This window comes from Desulfuromonadales bacterium (assembly GCA_035620395.1).
In the GTDB taxonomy this organism is placed as follows: Bacteria; Desulfobacterota; Desulfuromonadia; order Desulfuromonadales; family DASPGW01; genus DASPGW01.
Map to the genome: position 1 here is coordinate 1 of DASPGW010000128.1, position 17,256 is coordinate 17,256.

19 protein-coding genes, 1 tRNA gene and 1 riboswitch are annotated in these 17,256 nt (G+C 59.7%); of the genes, 4 read left to right on the forward strand and 16 right to left on the reverse strand.

Going from position 1 to position 17,256, the window contains the following annotated elements; translation table 11 throughout:
- From VD811_06935 to VD811_06990, 12 genes are all read right to left on the reverse strand, one after another.
- Positions 1–836: sigma-54 dependent transcriptional regulator (locus VD811_06935; protein HXV20707.1), on the reverse strand; the 836-nt coding region annotated here is incomplete at its 3' end.
- Positions 833–2,314 (reverse strand): ATP-binding protein, encoded by a 1,482-nt coding sequence (locus VD811_06940; GenBank protein HXV20708.1) that lies wholly within the window; start codon positions 2,312–2,314, stop codon positions 833–835. The genes VD811_06940 and VD811_06935, both read right to left, overlap by 4 nt.
- A 27-nt stretch (positions 2,315–2,341) precedes the next feature.
- A complete protein-coding gene (locus VD811_06945) occupies positions 2,342–3,010 on the reverse strand; it encodes a hypothetical protein (protein HXV20709.1) in 669 nt (222 codons plus the stop codon).
- Entirely contained in the window at positions 3,010–3,732 is a 723-nt protein-coding gene (locus VD811_06950; GenBank protein HXV20710.1) for a L,D-transpeptidase, read from the reverse strand. The genes VD811_06945 and VD811_06950 overlap by 1 nt, the downstream gene beginning before the upstream one ends.
- The gene (locus tag VD811_06955) at positions 3,692–4,795 is read right to left on the reverse strand and encodes a L,D-transpeptidase (protein HXV20711.1); all 1,104 of its coding nucleotides are present in this window, start codon (positions 4,793–4,795) and stop codon (positions 3,692–3,694) included. The genes VD811_06950 and VD811_06955 overlap by 41 nt, the downstream gene beginning before the upstream one ends.
- A 13-nt stretch (positions 4,796–4,808) precedes the next feature.
- Positions 4,809–5,405: a DUF4398 domain-containing protein gene (locus VD811_06960; GenBank protein HXV20712.1), complete on the reverse strand. Its 597-nt coding sequence runs from the start codon at positions 5,403–5,405 to the stop codon at positions 4,809–4,811.
- A 277-nt stretch (positions 5,406–5,682) separates the two neighbouring features.
- Positions 5,683–5,757: transfer RNA gene (locus VD811_06965), tRNA-Val, on the reverse strand.
- Between the two features lie 105 nt (positions 5,758–5,862).
- On the reverse strand, positions 5,863–6,252 hold the full coding sequence (locus VD811_06970; protein HXV20713.1) for a thioesterase family protein: 390 nt from the start codon (positions 6,250–6,252) through the stop codon (positions 5,863–5,865).
- Positions 6,253–6,273: 21 nt separating this feature from the next.
- Positions 6,274–6,765: an HD domain-containing protein gene (locus VD811_06975; GenBank protein HXV20714.1), complete on the reverse strand. Its 492-nt coding sequence runs from the start codon at positions 6,763–6,765 to the stop codon at positions 6,274–6,276.
- A gap of 26 nt (positions 6,766–6,791) precedes the next feature.
- Positions 6,792–7,556 carry a 4Fe-4S binding protein gene (locus VD811_06980; GenBank protein ID HXV20715.1) on the reverse strand — a complete coding sequence of 255 codons (765 nt, stop codon included), beginning with the start codon at positions 7,554–7,556 and terminating at the stop codon, positions 6,792–6,794.
- A 202-nt stretch (positions 7,557–7,758) separates the two neighbouring features.
- A complete protein-coding gene (locus VD811_06985; protein HXV20716.1) occupies positions 7,759–8,106 on the reverse strand; it encodes a nitrous oxide-stimulated promoter family protein in 348 nt (115 codons plus the stop codon).
- A gap of 415 nt (positions 8,107–8,521) precedes the next feature.
- Positions 8,522–9,196, reverse strand: coding sequence for a Crp/Fnr family transcriptional regulator (locus VD811_06990; GenBank protein ID HXV20717.1), 675 nt, complete (start codon positions 9,194–9,196; stop codon positions 8,522–8,524).
- A gap of 315 nt (positions 9,197–9,511) precedes the next feature.
- On the opposite strand from VD811_06990, the gene VD811_06995 reads away from it, so the two are divergent.
- The 3 genes from VD811_06995 (at position 9,512) to VD811_07005 (ending at position 12,389) form a co-directional block, all read left to right on the forward strand.
- Positions 9,512–10,330: a sulfide/dihydroorotate dehydrogenase-like FAD/NAD-binding protein gene (locus tag VD811_06995; protein HXV20718.1), complete on the forward strand. Its 819-nt coding sequence runs from the start codon at positions 9,512–9,514 to the stop codon at positions 10,328–10,330.
- Between the two features lie 108 nt (positions 10,331–10,438).
- A complete protein-coding gene (gltA, locus tag VD811_07000; protein ID HXV20719.1) occupies positions 10,439–11,857 on the forward strand; it encodes an NADPH-dependent glutamate synthase in 1,419 nt (472 codons plus the stop codon).
- A 352-nt stretch (positions 11,858–12,209) separates the two neighbouring features.
- Positions 12,210–12,389: a hydrogen-dependent growth transcriptional repressor gene (locus VD811_07005; GenBank protein HXV20720.1), complete on the forward strand. Its 180-nt coding sequence runs from the start codon at positions 12,210–12,212 to the stop codon at positions 12,387–12,389.
- A gap of 52 nt (positions 12,390–12,441) precedes the next feature.
- Here VD811_07005 and VD811_07010 read toward each other — a convergent pair whose 3' ends face one another.
- A complete protein-coding gene (locus VD811_07010; protein HXV20721.1) occupies positions 12,442–12,852 on the reverse strand; it encodes a hypothetical protein in 411 nt (136 codons plus the stop codon).
- A 493-nt stretch (positions 12,853–13,345) separates the two neighbouring features.
- Between VD811_07010 and VD811_07015 the strand changes: the two genes are divergently transcribed.
- On the forward strand, positions 13,346–13,711 hold the full coding sequence (locus VD811_07015; GenBank protein ID HXV20722.1) for a hypothetical protein: 366 nt from the start codon (positions 13,346–13,348) through the stop codon (positions 13,709–13,711).
- Between the two features lie 11 nt (positions 13,712–13,722).
- Here the strand turns inward: VD811_07015 and VD811_07020 are convergent, their stop codons facing one another.
- From VD811_07020 to VD811_07030, 3 genes are all read right to left on the reverse strand, one after another.
- Positions 13,723–13,947: a MoaD/ThiS family protein gene (locus VD811_07020; GenBank protein ID HXV20723.1), complete on the reverse strand. Its 225-nt coding sequence runs from the start codon at positions 13,945–13,947 to the stop codon at positions 13,723–13,725.
- Positions 13,948–14,068: 121 nt separating this feature from the next.
- Entirely contained in the window at positions 14,069–15,799 is a 1,731-nt protein-coding gene (locus VD811_07025) for an aldehyde ferredoxin oxidoreductase C-terminal domain-containing protein (protein ID HXV20724.1), read from the reverse strand.
- 33 nt (positions 15,800–15,832) lie between these two features.
- Positions 15,833–15,951: riboswitch (molybdenum cofactor riboswitch) on the reverse strand.
- 123 nt (positions 15,952–16,074) lie between these two features.
- Positions 16,075–17,238 carry an iron-containing alcohol dehydrogenase gene (locus VD811_07030; GenBank protein ID HXV20725.1) on the reverse strand — a complete coding sequence of 388 codons (1,164 nt, stop codon included), beginning with the start codon at positions 17,236–17,238 and terminating at the stop codon, positions 16,075–16,077.
- Between the last annotated feature and the right edge of the window lie 18 nt (positions 17,239–17,256).

Sequence of the window (17,256 nt, forward strand, 5' to 3'; positions counted from 1 at the left end):
ATCCGGACATCGACCTTGAAGGTTTCCTTGCCGCCGACCCGGCGCACTTCCCGGCTCTGCAGAACGCGCAGCAGCTTGGACTGCATGGTCATCGGCATGTCGCCAATCTCGTCGAGAAACAGGGTGCCGCCATTGCTCATCTCGAACAATCCCTCGCGGCGGGAAGCGGCGCCGGTGAAGGCTCCGGGCTCATGCCCGAAGAGCTCGCTCTCGAAAAGATTTTCGGGTATCGCCGCACAGTTCAGGGCGGTAAACGGTCGCGACTTCCTGGGACTGTTGTAGTGGACGGCCCGTGCCACCAGTTCCTTGCCGGTACCGCTTTCGCCGCGGATCATGACCGTCGCTGGCGAGGAGGAGACTCGTTTGAGTACTTCGACAACCTCTTTCATGCGGGGGGAGCGGCCGACAATCCCCTCCATGCGGAAACGGGCGAACAGCGCCTGCCGGAGGCGGGCGTTTTCCTTGAGAATATCGACCCGTTCGCAGGCCTTGCGCACCGTAAAGAGGATCTTGTCCTTGTCAAGTGGCTTGGTCAGGTAGTCGAAGGCGCCACGCTTGAGGGCATCGACCGCCGAGGATATCGTCCCATGCGCGGTGATGATGATGACAGCCGGCGGCACGATCGATTCGGGCAAGGATTCAAGCAGCTCGATCCCGTCCATTCCCTCCATCTTCAAATCGGTCAGGACGACATCCGGCGGCAACTTGCCCATTATTGACAGAGCTTCGCGGCCACCGCCGGCCGTATGGGTCTCATACCCCTCGGCATCAAGGATCGTTTTCATGATTTGACGCTGGAGAGGCTCGTCATCGACCACCAGTACGACCGGCTTCATCCGCGTTGCTCCTCTACCAGCGGGAAATGCAGTGTCACGACACTCCCTTCGCCAAGCACGCTGTCAAACTGTACCTTGCCGCCATGTTCTTCGATGACCTTGCGCGTCAGCGCCAACCCCAGCCCCAAACCCCGACTTTTGGTGGTAAAGAAGGGCTCGAACACCTTGTCGAGCTTCTCTTTATCCACTCCGACCCCACTATCGGCGAAGGCAAGCGACAGGCGCTCGTTCGACTTTTCGGCCCGAACCGTCAACCTCCCGCCATCGGGCATGGCTTCGAAGGCGTTGAGGACGATATTGTAAAGGCAGGTGCGGATAAACTCCGGATCGAGTGAAATCTCCGGCAGCCGATCGTATTCTCTGACAATGGCTATTCTACCCTGCTGCGCCTTGGCCGTTGCCAGATCCAGGACGCTGTCAACAACTATGGCCAGGGACGTTTTGCTGCGACGCAGCTCAAAAGGCCGTCCATACTCGAGAAAACTTTCGGCAAAACGACTGATCCGCTGGATTTCACCCTTGATGTTCTGAACCAGCGAATCGAAGCTCTCCGTCTTGACCGGATCGGCCGGTCGGTAGGCCTCACGCATGTGGTCAATGGAAAGACTGATGAAATTAAGTGGGTTCTTGATCTCGTGGGCGATGCTCTTGGCGAACTGACCGACACTGGCCAGATGCTCAGCCGTGCGCAATCTCTCCTTGAGGTCGCGATCATCACGCAACCTCTCGACCATGTGATTGAAGCTGCGGGAAAGTTCGCCGATCTCATCTCGCCGGTTGATGGGGAGTTCCTGGCTAAGGTCGCCAGCGGCGACCTTGCCGGCGGCGCCGACGACCTGCTTGATCGGCCGGATGTAGCGCCCGGCAAGCACCACAGCCAACAAGGTCCCGATGCCGATAACCACCAGTGCTGCGATAGAACGACGGATCGCGTTGAGACGCAGAAAAACGGAGAAATCCTCGGTATTGAGGGTCAAATGGATGTACCCCACCGTAACGTTTTCCGAAACGACCGGGATGACAACGTTGTAGAAGAGTCCGTCGCCAGTGACAGGTTGCCCGAGCTCCGCTTTGAAGATCATCTCCTTGCGGCGCTCGGTGATCCATTTGCCGACACTCTCCTTCTTGGTGCTGGCAATGATCCGGTCCGCACTGCTGATGACCGAAATCTCCTTGATTCCTTTGGGATTGAGGCTACTCAGGTATGCTTCGAGACTTTTAGTATCGCTGAGGTTCTTGCCGGCGGCACTTTTCAGTCCGATCTGGACGGCCTTGGAAAGTTCTGTCGTCCGTCGCTCGAACTCGTTGAAAAGAGCTTTTTCCGTTTGATAGTAAAAAAGGACGAGTATGCTGACCAGGCACAGGCTGGTGAACAGCATGATCGCCACCAGCCTGAGCCGCAGGGAGGGTTTAAAAAAGAAGAATCGCAAAGGATTTAATCTTGATCCTGCCAACTGGGACCTCGCGAATGCCGACACGATCAGGGTGCGGTCACCAGGTGCCGGTCAGTTGATGAGGAGGCAGCTGGACCCATCGGTTAACGACCAGTAGAGCAACTGGGCATCCTTCGGCGGCATCGTCAGCAATATTTCAGAATAAGGTCGTTTATGGAGAAAATTCCAGACGGTAACCAGTGGCCGGCTCAGGTACCAGAACCCCTTGTTGAGTGTCCACCATATACGGCGGAAAAACTCTTCGGGAGCTGGTTTGACCGCGACGAGAAGACCATCGTCGAACCTCACCTGGAAGGAGGTGGGCATATCGGAGAGCTCGAGAGCGGCCAGCTCGAATTTCTTTGGATCCGTTTTTACTTCAGCCTTCGGTTCAGCTTCCGGTTTGGCGCTCTCTTCCGCTGACGGGATCTTCAACACGTCCCGTTCTGGCGTTTTGTAACTATGCTTGGATGCTACCGTCCGAACCTTGTCGCCACCGACCGTCCCCCAGAAACTCACTCTCTGCAGCGGCAACTCGGCTATCGCCATACCACTCGCCTTGAACTGAATTTTCTTCGCCGACAAATCGAACACGAAATATAACTGAGTCTTGGTAGCCAGTTCATATTCCGCCCTGAGTAGTCGGTTGGTGGCTTCCAAGGTTTCAAGATCGTCTGCAGCCGAGATTCCCTGGCACAGAACGCTGCAAAGCAGAACCAGAATAAGCGTATAGTTTCGCATCAGAAGATGAAGACTCGCGTGCCAATACCGGCGGTTTCATAAAGGACCTTCAGATCCTCGTCCCCCAACCGGACGCAGCCATGGGAAACGTTGCGCCCCAGAAGCCGCTTGTACATGGTGCCGTGAAGGAAATAGCCTTGCCCAATGCCCAGAGCGTAGTCGCCCATCTCTCCCGGCTTGGCCCGGTCGGCGCTTCGGGCGGGAATCGGCTCACCTTCTTCGATGAATGCCCAGTCCGGCTTGATCCAGATGGGGTTGGTTATCTTCGAGCGGACCTGAAACGCGCCACGCGGGGTTTCAAATGTCCATGTGCGGCCCCCAATCGGATCTTCCAGAACGTTGCCGCTGCCGCAGGAAGCTATCATTTCCCGTACGGTCTGTCCCTCTTTTTTAAGGTAGACGCGGTTATTGGCCGTATCGACAACCACGTAAACACCCTTGGGCGCCAGCCCGGCAAGCTTCTTCTTGAGTGCGGCGTTTTTCGACTCAAGGATCCGGGCCCGGTTGTCGCGAGCGCCAGGAGGGGTTATTTCAGCCTCAGGCTTGGCCGCCTGCCGCCGGGCCAGCACACAACCGGCAACCTCGAGCAGCAAAAAAATGACTGCGACCACAACAGCCGTCACCAGCAGGAACCGGCGCAGAAGGCGGCGGCCACCCGGCTGCTGCGACCGATGTGGCTGATTATTCAGTATGTTTGAGGAACGAGGATACAACGTTGTCAAATTCGACAGCTCCTACAATAACGACTGGCGTGCCAACTTCCACGGTGTTGTACAAATCAAGCATCTGCTGGTCTTCCAGAGCGACGCAGCCATAAGTCATTCCGTCTTTGCCACCACCGTGGATTTCAATGAGCCCACCGATCCTGGCACTGGCCGAAAGCAATCCTTCTCTTTTAGCCCGGGCAAAACGTCTTTGATCCTCAGCATTGGGATAGTCGATCAGCAATGCGCGGAAATACTTGCTCGCCGGCAGCTTTTTAATGATGCGGTAATTTCCCTCAGGAGTGGCCCGGTCGCCGGAGTAGAGCTTGTCGCTGAGGAAATTGAAACCTAGTCCGGCTTGATAGGTACGTTGTGGGATGCCGTTACGGTAGAGGGTCAACTCTCGGTCGATTTTGCTGACCACGATGAGATAGCCACCGTTCTTTTTGGACTGCGCCACACCCTCGTTGAGCATCCGCCGCCAATAGGCGATCTGTTCGCGGTCGGCGTAGCGTTTGACCAGCGGGGTGATGGCCTTGAACACCCATTCGACTTCGGCAATGGCCTGCTCGAGTCGGGCACGGGCCTCCCCGTGCTTACCCGTCTTTGCCAAAGCGGTGGCCTCATCCAGAAGAACCTCCGCTTTCATCAGACGGCGGGCCGCCAGCCGATTATCCTTGACGCTTTCTGAGAGGCCTCTCAGACGCTTGATTCGTTTATCGAGATCTTCAGCTTTGCCGTCGATCTCGGACTGTTGCTGGGCCTTGTTGTCTTGTACTCGAGCAAGAACGGCTTCCCCCTTCGCCAGGACCTGACGAAAGGTCTGTGTCGCCGGATCGTAATTCCTGAACCAGACAAAACGGGATTTTTGCCGGGTCAACAGTTCCTGGCTCGACCTCAGGGCATCAAGGTAATCGCCGTATTCCTTTGGCGCATACAATGGAGCGCCGGCCCGCCAGAGCTCCCGATCCTGAAGGATCGACGCATGGAACTCTGACGGTACCGGCGGTTCACTACAAGCAAACAATACAGAAATAGCGGCGAGAACGAGGCCCGTCTGCAGATATCGAAAGTACTTCAACGGGCCAAGCTCCTTACTTCTTCAGGCCCTGCAGTTTTTCCTGGACGGCTTTGATCTCGTCGGAAACGGCAACGGCGCGGGTCTTGATGGCGGTAGCCTTCTCCACGGCCGAGGCGTACTCGCCACCGTCGATCAGCGGCTGGATTTCCTTGAGAGCCTCTTCCAGGCCGGCAGCGTCAGCTTTCATCGCTTCGATGTCAGCCGCGGTGCCTTTGCCACGGGGAGCGGAGTCAAGAGCGGTCTTGGCATCGGCCACAGCGGTGGTCGCTTCGGCGAGAAGAGCGATGGCGCTGTTCTTCATTTCTTCCTTGACGGTAGCCACTTTGCCTTTGAGGGCGTCAGCGTCGGCTTTGGCCTTGGCGAGCATTTCTTTCGCCTTGTCGTAGTTCTTGAAAAGCTTGTCGTCCTGAACTTTGATTTCAGCCATCGCAGCGTCCATCTGGTCGTTGACCACTTTCAGGTCTTCGGGGGTGTATTTCTCAGCCCCTTCGCTCACGGCGGCGTCGATCGAAGCGCGGGTGGCACCCATTTCTTCCGTCGGCTGCTTGCCGCAAGCCGACAGAGAAACCACGAGAGCAAGACCGAGCAGCATTACCGAAATCTTTTTCATCTTCTTTTCCTCCTGAATCTTTGGTTTGTTGGTGTGCCACCACCACGGTGACACGGATTATACAGCAATCATCATGCCCAATGCAACTCTTTGAATTTCGGTCACTTACAAATCAACGCCCTCCCCATTTGGGGAATCTTGTCCTCAGATGGGGATTTTTCTCAAATATGGGAACCCCACACCGCTACTACCTCATCCGCATTCTTGCGAAAAAGAATCTCATCTTTCCGAGGCAAAGAAAAACACCCGGCCAACCAGGCCGGGTGCTGACATGTCTTGGTGGGCGTTGTAGGGATTGAACCTACGACCCCTGCCGTGTGAAGGCAGTGCTCTCCCGCTGAGCTAAACGCCCTTCTTGCTGAATGGAGTGGTTATATAGCAATTCACCTGCTGGATGTCAACGAAAATGTTCCATCCGCGCACCGCGCGGCGTCCCGAAAAATACGCTCGCCCAACTCTATTGAATTTTGGCAAGAACTGCGGTCGGCAGGGAAGCGGGCCGCCTGTCGGATCCAAGGACTACATGCAGAGTACGTCCCTCGGCCAGGGTTGTACCGGCCTGGTTGAGCGCCCGATAGGTGAATTCCAGAATCTTCCCCCTGGCCCGCTGCAACGTAGTTTCAATTGTGATCCGGTCTTCATAGAATGCCGGTGCCTTGTACTGCACCTGGACCTCGGCGACCACAACGAAGAATCCACTGCGCTCAATGTCGCTGTAGCAGAGCCCCTTCTGGCGCAGATGGTCGGAGCGACCCTCTTCGAACCACACCAGATAGTTTGCGTGATGCACTACGCCCTGAGCATCGGTTTCGGCATAGCGAACGGTCAGATCAAAAGAAGTTGTCATACGATTTCATCGTTCCATCGATCAGGAGAGGAACAGACCCAGAGCCCGGCGATAGCCCGGCTCAGTGACCAACCACTTATCGAGGATGGCGCGAATCTGCTCCGGATTCTTGCCCGGCACGACTTCGTTCAGATTGACCAGGGCGTCAGCGTCCCAGAGGATGCGGAACTCGGGTGAATCGATGCCGCCCGGGGTGTGATGCTTGCCGATCAGGGCGCAGACCGCCTCGATCAATTCGGCGGGCGCGCCCAGACCGCTCAGCAGCTCTCTGGCCACCGGCGGCCCCAGCTCTTCCTGATAAGGGCCGGCGCAGGAGCCGTAGATGCTTTCGGCGGCCGGTATGCCTATATCGTGCAGGTAGGCCGCGGTCAGCGTCACGTTCGGATCGGCATCGATATAGACGAGAAGCTCATCGGCATAAGCCGTCACCTGCAGGGCATGGGCGATGCGCCGGGCGTCGGCGCCAAAAAAGTCTTCCATAGCTTGCCGGACCTGCTGCAGAAAATCGCGCATGGAAAATTTCTCCTTACGCCAGGGGTCTACTTGCGTTCGCCCTGGATGCCGATGCGGATGGTCTCGAGGGGAACGTTCTTGCCGCTGGCGGCGATCGCCTGCCGGGCGAGCATGATCAGCCCCGAACAGCAGGGAACCTCCATGTGCAGCACGGTCAGGCTGCGGATCTCATTCTGGCGCAAAATGGCGGTCAGTTTATGCAAGTACGCCTGGCCGTCATCCAGCTTCGGGCAACCTATGAGCAGTGCCCGCCCCGGCAGAAAATCCCGGTGGAAATCAGCATAAGCGAAGGGAACGCAATCGGCGGCCAGCAAGAGGTCTGCATCCTTCAGAAACGGTGCGCTCGGCGGCACCAGGTGCATCTGCACCGGCCACTGGCGCAGCTCGGAAGGTCTCGCCGAGACCTCCTCGGCAGACCCGGTCGGCTTGTCGAAACTCATCAGCCGCGCGGAGGGACAGCCACCGCCATGAGCGGGAGCCGCCAGGCTCTGCACCTGCGCCGACGGACAACCCCCGTGAGCCGGCTCCGCATGCGCCGCAATTTCACGGCCGGTGCTTTTGAGGTGCTCCTTAACCGCCTCCTCATCAAACTCATCGGCCGCTCTTTTTTCGACAATGATGGCATCCTTCGGGCAATGGCCGAGGCAGGCACCGAGACCATCGCAGAGGTTGTCCGCAAGCAGTCTGGCCTTGCCGTCGATGATCTGTATCGCCCCTTCGGCGCAGGCAGGAACGCAGAGGCCGCAGCCGTCGCACTTTTCTTCATCTATTCTGACGATTTCCCGGATCATGACGTGAATCCCTTTCTCAGCTGGTTGCGTAGCTGGTAATTTTATCGGTGGATCGAACAGGTCAAACTTACTCGTTTCCTTCGAGTTCCCGCCGGCGCCGGTAGGCCCGCAACGGACAAAAGGCGGCCAGAACAAAGGCGAGCCAGCCCATGGCAAGAGTGACGGTGAAAAGGGTCAGAAACATCTTCGTCTCCTCATGTCTTTAAAAGAAATAGTGCCAGAGCAGGTCGAGCCGCCCACGCAGGATCAGGTGCCGGCCGGAGAAACGCATGATCTCCCGCACCTTCTCCCGGTGACCCGGCCGGTAGCAATGGACGTGGCAATGCTTGCAGGTCGGCTTCGGGTCGAGCGGGCACCTGAGCCGGCGGGCAAAGGCGTAGGCGAGAAACTCCCGGCATTCGCCGCAGAGATGAAAACGTTCCAGCCCCAGTTCCTGCAACTCCGGCTCGCCGGCCGCAAATGGTGCCTTTTCGGCAGCATGCCGGGATCGACAGTAAACGGCAGTGAACAGGGCGAGAACCCGGAGGTCCTTCGCCTCTTTCGCACTCAAATGCGATTCTGTCTGACCACTCGTGATCGTCATGTTACTGAGTATAGGGGAAGTCGAGCCGCCAATCCTTGACAAAAATCAAACCGGCTGACTTTTGAAACCACACAACGGCCGGCCGCAAAAAAGAGTGGGGAGCTCGCGAGTGGTCTGGCGCTTAAAAGATGTCTCTCCACAGCGTGGGAATTCACAGCGGACGGATACTCCCCGAGAGCCAGAGAAACAGCAGCAACAGAACGGCTTTCAACAGATTGCATTCCAGCAGGCGACGGATGCTGTCGAACATGGCGACCTCCCTGAATCGAGTGATGGCCCAATCTACACCACCGGCGTCCGACACGCCTTGACCATGGTCAAAGCGAAAGCTAACCAAAAAAAAGGCCCTGCAACAGGGCCGATCGGATTGCTTTAGGAGACGCTATTCGCGATATTTCTCTGCCAGGTCTTCGAGGCGGTCACGGTCAAGGATGTCGATCACCTTGCCGCGCACCTCAATGATGGCATCGTCGGCTAGCTTGCGGAAGGTCCGGGAAAGGGTCTCGCTCACCGTCCCCAGGTTGGACGCGAGCTGGGTCTTGGAAATGGGCAATTCGACGCTCTCGGCATCGTCACCGGCCAGGTCGAGCAGGTAGCGCGCCAGGCGGGCAGGAACATCCTTGAAGGTGAGTTCCTCGATCTGGGTGGCGAACTGGCGCAGGAAACGGGAGAGCCCGCCGATCATGTTGATGGCGATCTGCGAGTGGTCGTGCAGCAGGTTGAGAAACTCGTTTTTCGGGAAGAATACGAGATGGGACCTCTCCAGCGGCTCGGCGTAGGCGGGATAGAGCCCGTTGCCGAAGATGGCCGCCTCGGCGAAGGTGCCCCCCGGATGGACAATGTGCAGGATACGCTCCTTCCCCTCGGGGGAGAGCTTGTAGATTTTTACCTTGCCGGCGCCGACGACGTAGAAACCGAGGGCCTTCTCACCGTCGGAGAAGAGGACTTCGCTCTTCTCGTGCTCGCGCAGCTTGCCGACGCGGGTGAGGTAGTCGAGGTCCTCGTCGGTGACCCCGGCGAAGAGATGACAACGCTTGATAATGCTTCGGGTATCCATGGAGCGGAAGTCTAGCAGAGGGGAGCGGCGATGACAAGAACCTTTAATGGAAGATAAAGCATGTGGCTGCCGCCACAGTACAGCTCCGGAGAGTGTTCAATCGTGGCTCACTGTGGGCCACTCTGGCGCTCGCCATCAGACAAGTGGGACACAGATATTCCCCCGCAGCTCAGCTCCAAACCGAGATATACAGGCTTTCCTGCCGATGCGGCCGAATTGGCACACCCTTCGCTCCTTCTCCATGGGGAAACTCCGTTTGCCGGAAATTCCCGGCAGGTTCCGAAATACCCATACCCCAGACAGGATGATCAGCCCATGTTTGAAGTAATCCGAAACGAGACTCTTGCCCCCAGCCTGCACCGCATGGTGATCCGCGCCCCGCGAATCGCCGCCGCCCGCCAGGCGGGACAATTCGTCATCGTCCGCGCCGCGACCGACGAGGAGCGCATACCGCTGACCATCGGCGACGCCGACCCGCAGGCCGGAACGATCACCCTCTTCATCCAGGCGATCGGTGCCTCGACCCGCCGCATCGTCGCTGCCCCGGCCGGTGGCACTCTTCGTGACGTGGCCGGCCCCCTCGGCATGGCGACGGAAATGGAGCGCTGGGGACGTGTGGCCTGCGTCGGCGGCGGGGTCGGCACCGCTGTCCTCTATCCCATGGCCAAGGCCCTGGCGCAGATCGGCAACGAAGTCACCACCATCATCGGCGGCCGCTCGGCGCCATACATCATCCTCGCCGACGAGTTGGCCGTCTTCTCCGCTGCAGTCAGGATTACCACCGAAGACGGCAGCTGCGGACGTCAGGGCTTCGTTACCGCCGAACTCGCCGAACTGGTCGCCGATCCCGCCCGCCGTCCTGAAGCGGTCTTCGCCGTCGGGCCGGTGCCGATGATGCGGGCCGTAGCCGAACTGACCCGTCCGGCCGGCATCAAGACCATCGTCAGCCTCAATCCGATCATGATCGACGGCACCGGGATGTGCGGCGGCTGCCGCGTCGAAGTCGGCGGCGAATCGAAATTCGCCTGCGTCGACGGGCCGGAGTTTGACGGCCACCTGGTTAATTACGCCACGCTTGCCGACCGGCTCACCATGTATCAGGAGCACGAGACCTGCCGGGTAGGGTTGGGATAGCAGTAAAGACTTGTCCCACAGGTCCCACGAGTCTTACGAGTCCCGTAGAACCTGTAGGACATTGGGGACCCGTGAGAACCGAGGGAAAATATCGCCAAGGAGATTCCATTGAATAACAACCTGACAGCAAAAGAGCGCATGGCGATCGAGCGGGTGCGCATGCCCGCGCAGGAGGCCGGCGCGCGCAGCCGCAACTTCGCCGAGGTCAACCTGGGACTCGCAGAGGCCGAGGCAATCCGTGAGGCCAACCGCTGCCTGCAGTGTAAAAGCCGCAAGTGCGTCGAGGGGTGTCCGGTGAACGTCTCGATCCCCGAGTTCGTCACCGCCCTCGCCGCCGGCGATCTCGCCACCGCGGCGGCAATCCTGCAGAAGGACAACGCCCTGCCGGCGGTATGCGGCCGGGTCTGCCCGCAGGAAGTCCAATGCGAAGCGCACTGCGTGCGCGGCGTCAAAGGAGAGCCGGTCGCTATCGGCTACCTCGAGCGCTTCGTCGCCGACTGGGCGATGGCTCATCACGGCCGGCTTGCCACCGACGAGCCCGCTCCTCCTACAACCGGGAAGCGGGTGGCGGTCGTCGGCTGCGGACCGGCCGGCCTGACGGCGGCCGGAGAGCTGACTCGCCTCGGCCACGAGGTAATCATCTTCGAAGCCCTGCATGACACCGGCGGCGTTCTGCGCTACGGCATCCCCGAGTTCCGCCTCCCCAAGCGGATCATCGACAGCGAGGTGGCCCGACTGGTGCGCTCCGGGGTGGCCATCGAGTGCAATGTCATCATCGGCAAGACGCTGACCCTGCCGCAATTGCGCGAGGAGTTCGACGCCGTCTACATCGCTAACGGCGCCGGCTTGCCGGTGATGCTGGGGATTCCCGGGGAAAACCTCAAGGGGGTTTACGCCGCCAACGAATACCTTACCCGGGTCAATCTGATGGGGGCCGGTCTCGACCCGACTGCTCGGACGCCGATCCTGCGCGGGCGACAGGTGGCAGTCATCGGCGGCGGCAACACGGCCATGGACTGCGTCCGCACCGCCCGTCGGCTTGGCGCCGAGCGGGCCATGCTCGTCTACCGGCGCAGCGGCGCAGAGATGCCTGCCCGAGCTGAAGAGATCCACCACGCCCGCGAGGAAGGCGTGGAATTCATCCTGCTCACCTCGCCCCTGTCGATCAGCGGCGACAAGCAGGGGTGGGCGCGGGCTCTACGCTGCCAGCGGATGGAACTTGGCGCACCGGACGCATCAGGACGCCGGCGGCCCGTCCCGGTCCCCGGAGATGTCTTCGATCTTGAGGTAGATGTCGTGGTCAATGCTCTCGGCACCCGCGCCAATCCGCTATTGACCGCGACGGCCCCGGAGTTGGCTCTGAACCGCTGGGGGAACATCGAAGCGACGCCGACGGGGGCAACCAGCCAGCCCGGAGTCTACGCCGGCGGCGACATCGTCCGTGGCGGGGCGACAGTGATTCTCGCCATGGGGGACGGAAAGCAAGGAGCGGCAGCCATCCACACCTATCTTCAGCAGTCGAACTGAGCGCCTCCTCCCAGCTCCACCGCAAAAGAAAGACCGCGGCCGGCATGGTCGCGGTCTTTCTTTTGCGGTTTGCCACCTGTGCCACTCTTGGCACAATCCCTGACCAATTGTGCCTCACTCTGTCTCAAAATGTTGCAGAATGGTACACTCGGAGCCGCAGCCGACTCGCCCCATCCTGGTTGATCAAATAGCGCAAAATATTGTTTTTACATTGCTTTCTAGATAAAAATTCCCCGCTTGCGAAGCTGTCGCAAAAACTGGCAATACCTTTGCAATAATGTAAACGCAATCGCCGGCGTCCATTGTCGACGCGAAACCTTTCATTCACCCCTGATTACTGAGGAGGCAAATAATGGCCAGAGTCAGCCCCAATCCCAAGAAATTCATCATTTCCTGCCGCATCAACCATAAGGAGATGGAGGCTCTCCAGGAACGCGCAGAAGCCTGCGGCATGAGCATCACCATGCTGCTGCGCAAGAGCCTGGAGCTTCAGGAGCGGGAATTTTCCAAAGGCTCTCTTCTGAGCGCCTGATAGCCGGCGACCGGGGAGGATGAAGGGCCTGCGGGCCCTTCACACCCCAGTCTCAGTCGGATCCCAGCAGACGGCAGAGGGTTTCAGTGACCCGGGGATTGTCTCGCTGGTTATAGCGAAAGGCGACCTCCTGCAAAAATAGCGGCAACCCCTGAAGACAAAGTCCCCGGTGCATCTTCGCGAGCCGTCCGGCAAATCCCCAGAATTTTACGAAAGCATCAGCCCTCGCCCCCTCCTCCCCGACCCCTGAAATCCAAAGCTGCAGATCGCTGAGCTCGACGCCGGCATCGATTCGTGAGTAGACCAGGGCGCAAGGTGGCGCATAGGTGCCACCCACAGGAAACGGGATCACCTGAATGTTGCTCCCGTTTTCAACCAGGGCCACCAGAGGCCGTTCCGGCCCGCTCGCATCGTCGTTGCAGATTTTACCCTGCCCTGCCCCTCCCATGCCGCCAATTCTCACTCGCAACATCCGGTAATGGCGTTGCACGGTCTTGCGGTTCAGGCCAATAATCCCTGCGGCCTGCCGTGCCGGCACCATCTGCCAGAAACAAAGCGCGATCTGCCGAAGGACGGACGGTGGGAGCCTGCTGCAGCGAGTGCAGGGGGTATAGCGACGCCCGCATCGCCGGCATTTCCTACGCCCGTCACCCAGGTGGTAGGCGGCGCCGGCATGACAGATTGGACACCCCCCTACACTTTCTTTCACCCGGACACCTCCAACCTGGAAGCTAATTTTCAGGTCCGTTTTGCTGGTCCAACCCGCAAAAAAAATTTGTATATGGGAATTTTTACCGTATACATTACAACATGCAACCACTTAGGTTATTTTTTATCTCATCGAATCCGGGAATGGTCACTAATGAAAGGAGAGAGAGGCGCACTGCCCGCGGGAAAAGGCCTTCGGGGAAGGCGCCTGTAAACCTGGAGAATATCCAGAGACGGGGAGGTGTCGTATGACCAGGGAAAGCCGAGCTTTTGTCGCACTGGTAAGCGGGCAACTGGCAAAGCAGAAAAAGGCAGAATCAGTCAGCGAATCGGGTGGCGGGCAAAAATTTACTTTTGGCGATGGCAGGGGGTGTTTCGAGGCGACCGCCCCGCATCGCTCCTGCGGTGTCGTCCGGGACGTCGCCGCGGCAAATTACTGCCTGCGTGACCCGGATGGTCGGGAACATATCTGCCTGTCCCTCTACGGCCAGCTGTTCGAAGGCTTCGACCACGGCACCGCTTCGCACTTCAACGGCTTCGTCGATGGCCCGGAGATCACTCTCTACGATTTTGCCGAATCGGATTATTTTTCTTACAGTATTGCTGAGCAGTGAAAGCTGCCGTCTCAGCCGCCGCCGACCAGAGGGAAAAGCGACAGCGTATCGCCTTCTTCGAGCCTCGTTTCCAAGGCGGCATGACGACCGTTGACAAGGACGATGCCGAGTTCCTGCTCGGTCAGGCCGACATCGGCAATGATCGCACGGCAAGTGGTTCCTGGTGGATAGTCTCGCTGCTCGATCTTGAAGCGACCGATCCGGAAGGTGGCGAACAGTTTGACCGTAACGTTCATGGGAGGAACTCCGCCAGGGGACGCGGCGCCCCTGGCCACGAATGGAGATGTGAGGAAAAATTCCCGGTGTGGCCATGGCGAGCCACACCGGGCATAGAGAGAGAACTTAGCGTCGACGTTTCTAGAAGTTCCAGAAGGCGTCGATTTCCTCGTCGGTGAAGTCCCAGACCGCATTGTGCGGCGCCACCGGCTCGTATTTGAAGAACTCGGGCAGGCGGTCGTGCTGGCTGGTGAAGCCGGCCGCGATATTGAATTTGCGCTCGGTCTTGAGCACGGTCTTGCCGAGGTTGATGACGTCGTCACCGGTCAGGGCGATGCCGAAGCGGGCGTTGATCATGTCGATCAGGGCCGGCAGGCACTCGGGGATATCGAGGGCGGGGAAGGCCACGAAGATGCACATGCCGGTCGAATCGACGGCGGCGGTGGCAATCTGCAGGTTGCGCGAAAGCTCGACCTGGCCCTCCTTCTTCAGCGGGTCGACGTAACCGCCAACATTGAGGATGTTGGTGGCAATGGTGTAACCGGCGGTGTGGTCGGCCCCCATGGTGCTGGTAGCGTAGGTGATGCCGATCCCCTTGACCGAGCGGGGGTCGTAGGCGGGGATCCCCTGCCCCTTGACGACCGGAACGCGGGTCACGCCGTAGGTCTTGCCGACGCTGGCGGCGCCGTTGCCGAGCACACGCCCGAGCGCGGTCCCCTTGGCAATCTCTTCCTGCAGCAGGCGGATGACCCCTTTGCCGTCGCCGAAGGGAAGGATGCCGGCCTCCATGGCAACGCCGAACATGACGGCAGTCTCGATGGAGTCGATGCCGATATCGTCCATGAGGTTGTCGGCCTTGGCGATGTCATCGAGGTCCTCGATGCAGCAGTCGGCCCCCAGGCCCCAGATCGTCTCGTACTCGAAGCCGGAAGTCATGTACTTGCCTTCCTTGTCGGGATAGACCTGGGAGCACTGGATGATGCAGCCGGCATGGCAGCCGTGCTTCGGCTTGCCGCCGCGGGCGACGATGGTGTCGTGCATCGTCTCGCCGCTGATCTTGTCATGGGCGTCGAAGCGGCCGACGGTAAAATTGCGGGTCGGCAGGCCGCCGGCCTCGTTGAGGATGTTGACCAGGACGTTGGTGCCGTAGGTGGGCAGGCCTTCGCCGGAAACCGGATGGTCGAGCAGAGCCTTGGCGAAGGTGCGCGCGGCGGTCTTGAACTTTTCGGGATCGGCGATCTTGATGCCGGGGGCGCCGGCATCGTCGATGGAGATGCACTTGATCTTCTTCGAGCCCATCACCGCGCCGAGACCGCCACGGCCGTGGCTGCGGATCTTGCTGTCGGGGTCCTTGACCGAGATGTTGGCCGCGGCCATTTTCATCTCGCCGGCCGGGCCGATGGTGATGACGCCGGTTTTCTTGCCGAGCTTGGCTTCGAGAGCCTCGATCACGGCAAAGTTCCCCTTGCCGGCCAGTTCGTTCGCTTCGGCGATGGTCACGCCGTCCTTGGTGACATGCAGGCTGTACCAGCTATCGCCCTTGGGCAGGCCCTCGATGATCAGGGCCTTGATCCCCATGCGGCCGAACATCTGGGCCGAGGTGCCACCGGAATTGCTTTCCTTGATGGTGCCGGTCAGAGGGCTTTTGGCGCCGCAGGACATGCGGCCGGAGTTGGCTGCGGCGGTGCCGCTGAGCAGGCCGGGGGCGAAGACCAGCTTGTTGTTTTCACCCAGGGGATGGCAGGTGGGGACGACCTCTTCGGCGACGATGGTCGAGGTCAGGGCGCGGCCACCGAGGCCGGCCCAGCGCTGGGGCACTTCCTCGATGCTGGTGCTGAGGGTGTTCATGTTGACGCGAAAAATCTTTTCCATGCTGCTCTTCTCCCTTTCTTGTTATTTCGTCCGCGGACGCGGAGGATATCTCCTTTCCGAAAGGGAGGCCCCGCCGTTTCCAGCGAAACCCGTTGGCCGGCCGCCCTGAGGACCTTCCTGTTAGGCGGCAAGGCTCGGAGATTTTTTTAGCATAACCGGATTCAGCCTCGGCACAACCCTTGCGCAACAAAATTACTGCCGCTGCGTAAAGACGGCGAGAGAGGGGAGCATTCCCCTCCCTCGCCGGGTGGGCCGAAGCAAACCGGTGCCGCGACTTACATGGCGGCCTTGTAAATACCGACCACGCAGTCGAGGGTGGCGATGCGGGGATTGGTCAGCATGCAGGCGTCTTTCATGGCGTTTTCTGCCATGATCCGCAGGTCGGTTTCCTGCACGTTGAGGGCCTTGAGGCCGGCAGGGATGCCGATGTCGCTGGAAAGCTTGCGGATGGCAGCGATACCCTTGGCGGCGGCGGCGACATCGGAGAGGCCGTCGATGTTCTCGCCCATGGCGACGGCGATGTCGGCGAAGCGCTTGGGATTGGAGATCATGTTGAACTCACAGACAGCCGGCAGCAGGATGGCGTTGCAGACCCCGTGCGGGAGATTGTAGAAGCCGCCGAGCTGGTGAGCCATGGCGTGGACGTAGCCGAGGCTGGCGTTGTTGAAGGCCATGCCGGCCAGGTACTCGGCGTAGGCCATCTTGTCGCGGGCCTCGAGGTTCTTGCCGTTGGCGACGGCCGGGCGCAGGTATTCGGCGATCAGTTCGATCGCCTTGATGGCGCAGGCGTCGGTAATCGGGGTGGCAATGGTGGAGACGTAGGCCTCGACGGCGTGGGTCAGGGCGTCCATGCCGGTGGCGGCGGTGAGGGGGGCCGGCTTGCCGACCATCAGGACGGGATCGTTGATGGCGATATTGGGGGTGCAACGCCAGTCGACGATGGCCATTTTCACCTTGGTATCGGTGTTGGTGATGATGCAGAAGCGGGTCATTTCGCTGGCGGTGCCGGCAGTGGTGTTGATGGCGACGAAGGGAGGCATCGGCTTGGTGGTCTTGTTGACCCCTTCGAGGTCACGGATGTGGCCGCCGTTGCTGGCGACCATGCCGATCCCCTTGGCGCAGTCGTGGGAGCTGCCGCCGCCGAGGGAGATGATCGAGTCGCATTTGTTGTCCTGGTAGACCTTCAGGCCGTCATGCACGTTCTTGTCGGTCGGGTTCGGCTCGGCGCCGTCGAAGATCACGCAGCCGACGCCGGCGGCTTCAACCTGCTTCTTGATCTGGTCGGCCATGCCCATGCCGGAAATGCCCTTGTCGGTGACCAGCAGGGCCTTCTTGGCGCCGAGCTGCTTGACCTGCTCACCGGCTTCCTTGGAGGAGCCGACGCCCATCAGAGAAACGGTGGGGATGAAAAATCCGAAAGTCTGGTCTGCCAATGCCATGGTTCATTCTCCTTTTGT

Excerpts from the sequence above, each read along its gene's own strand:
- VD811_07015 (HXV20722.1), top strand. The coding sequence starts at position 13,346 with ATGACCAGGGAAAGCCGAGCTTTTGTCGCACTGGTAAGCGGGCAACTG.
- VD811_07020 (HXV20723.1), bottom strand. The coding sequence starts at position 13,947 with ATGAACGTTACGGTCAAACTGTTCGCCACCTTCCGGATCGGTCGCTTC.
- VD811_07030 (HXV20725.1), bottom strand. The coding sequence starts at position 17,238 with ATGGCATTGGCAGACCAGACTTTCGGATTTTTCATCCCCACCGTTTCT.
- VD811_06960 (HXV20712.1), bottom strand. The coding sequence starts at position 5,405 with ATGAAAAAGATTTCGGTAATGCTGCTCGGTCTTGCTCTCGTGGTTTCT.
- VD811_07025 (HXV20724.1), bottom strand. The coding sequence starts at position 15,799 with ATGGAAAAGATTTTTCGCGTCAACATGAACACCCTCAGCACCAGCATC.
- VD811_06975 (HXV20714.1), bottom strand. The coding sequence starts at position 6,765 with ATGCGCGATTTTCTGCAGCAGGTCCGGCAAGCTATGGAAGACTTTTTT.
- VD811_06970 (HXV20713.1), bottom strand. The coding sequence starts at position 6,252 with ATGACAACTTCTTTTGATCTGACCGTTCGCTATGCCGAAACCGATGCT.
- VD811_07005 (HXV20720.1), top strand. The coding sequence starts at position 12,210 with ATGGCCAGAGTCAGCCCCAATCCCAAGAAATTCATCATTTCCTGCCGC.
- VD811_06990 (HXV20717.1), bottom strand. The coding sequence starts at position 9,196 with ATGGATACCCGAAGCATTATCAAGCGTTGTCATCTCTTCGCCGGGGTC.
- VD811_06980 (HXV20715.1), bottom strand. The coding sequence starts at position 7,556 with ATGATCCGGGAAATCGTCAGAATAGATGAAGAAAAGTGCGACGGCTGC.
- VD811_06945 (HXV20709.1), bottom strand. The coding sequence starts at position 3,010 with ATGCGAAACTATACGCTTATTCTGGTTCTGCTTTGCAGCGTTCTGTGC.
- VD811_06995 (HXV20718.1), top strand. The coding sequence starts at position 9,512 with ATGTTTGAAGTAATCCGAAACGAGACTCTTGCCCCCAGCCTGCACCGC.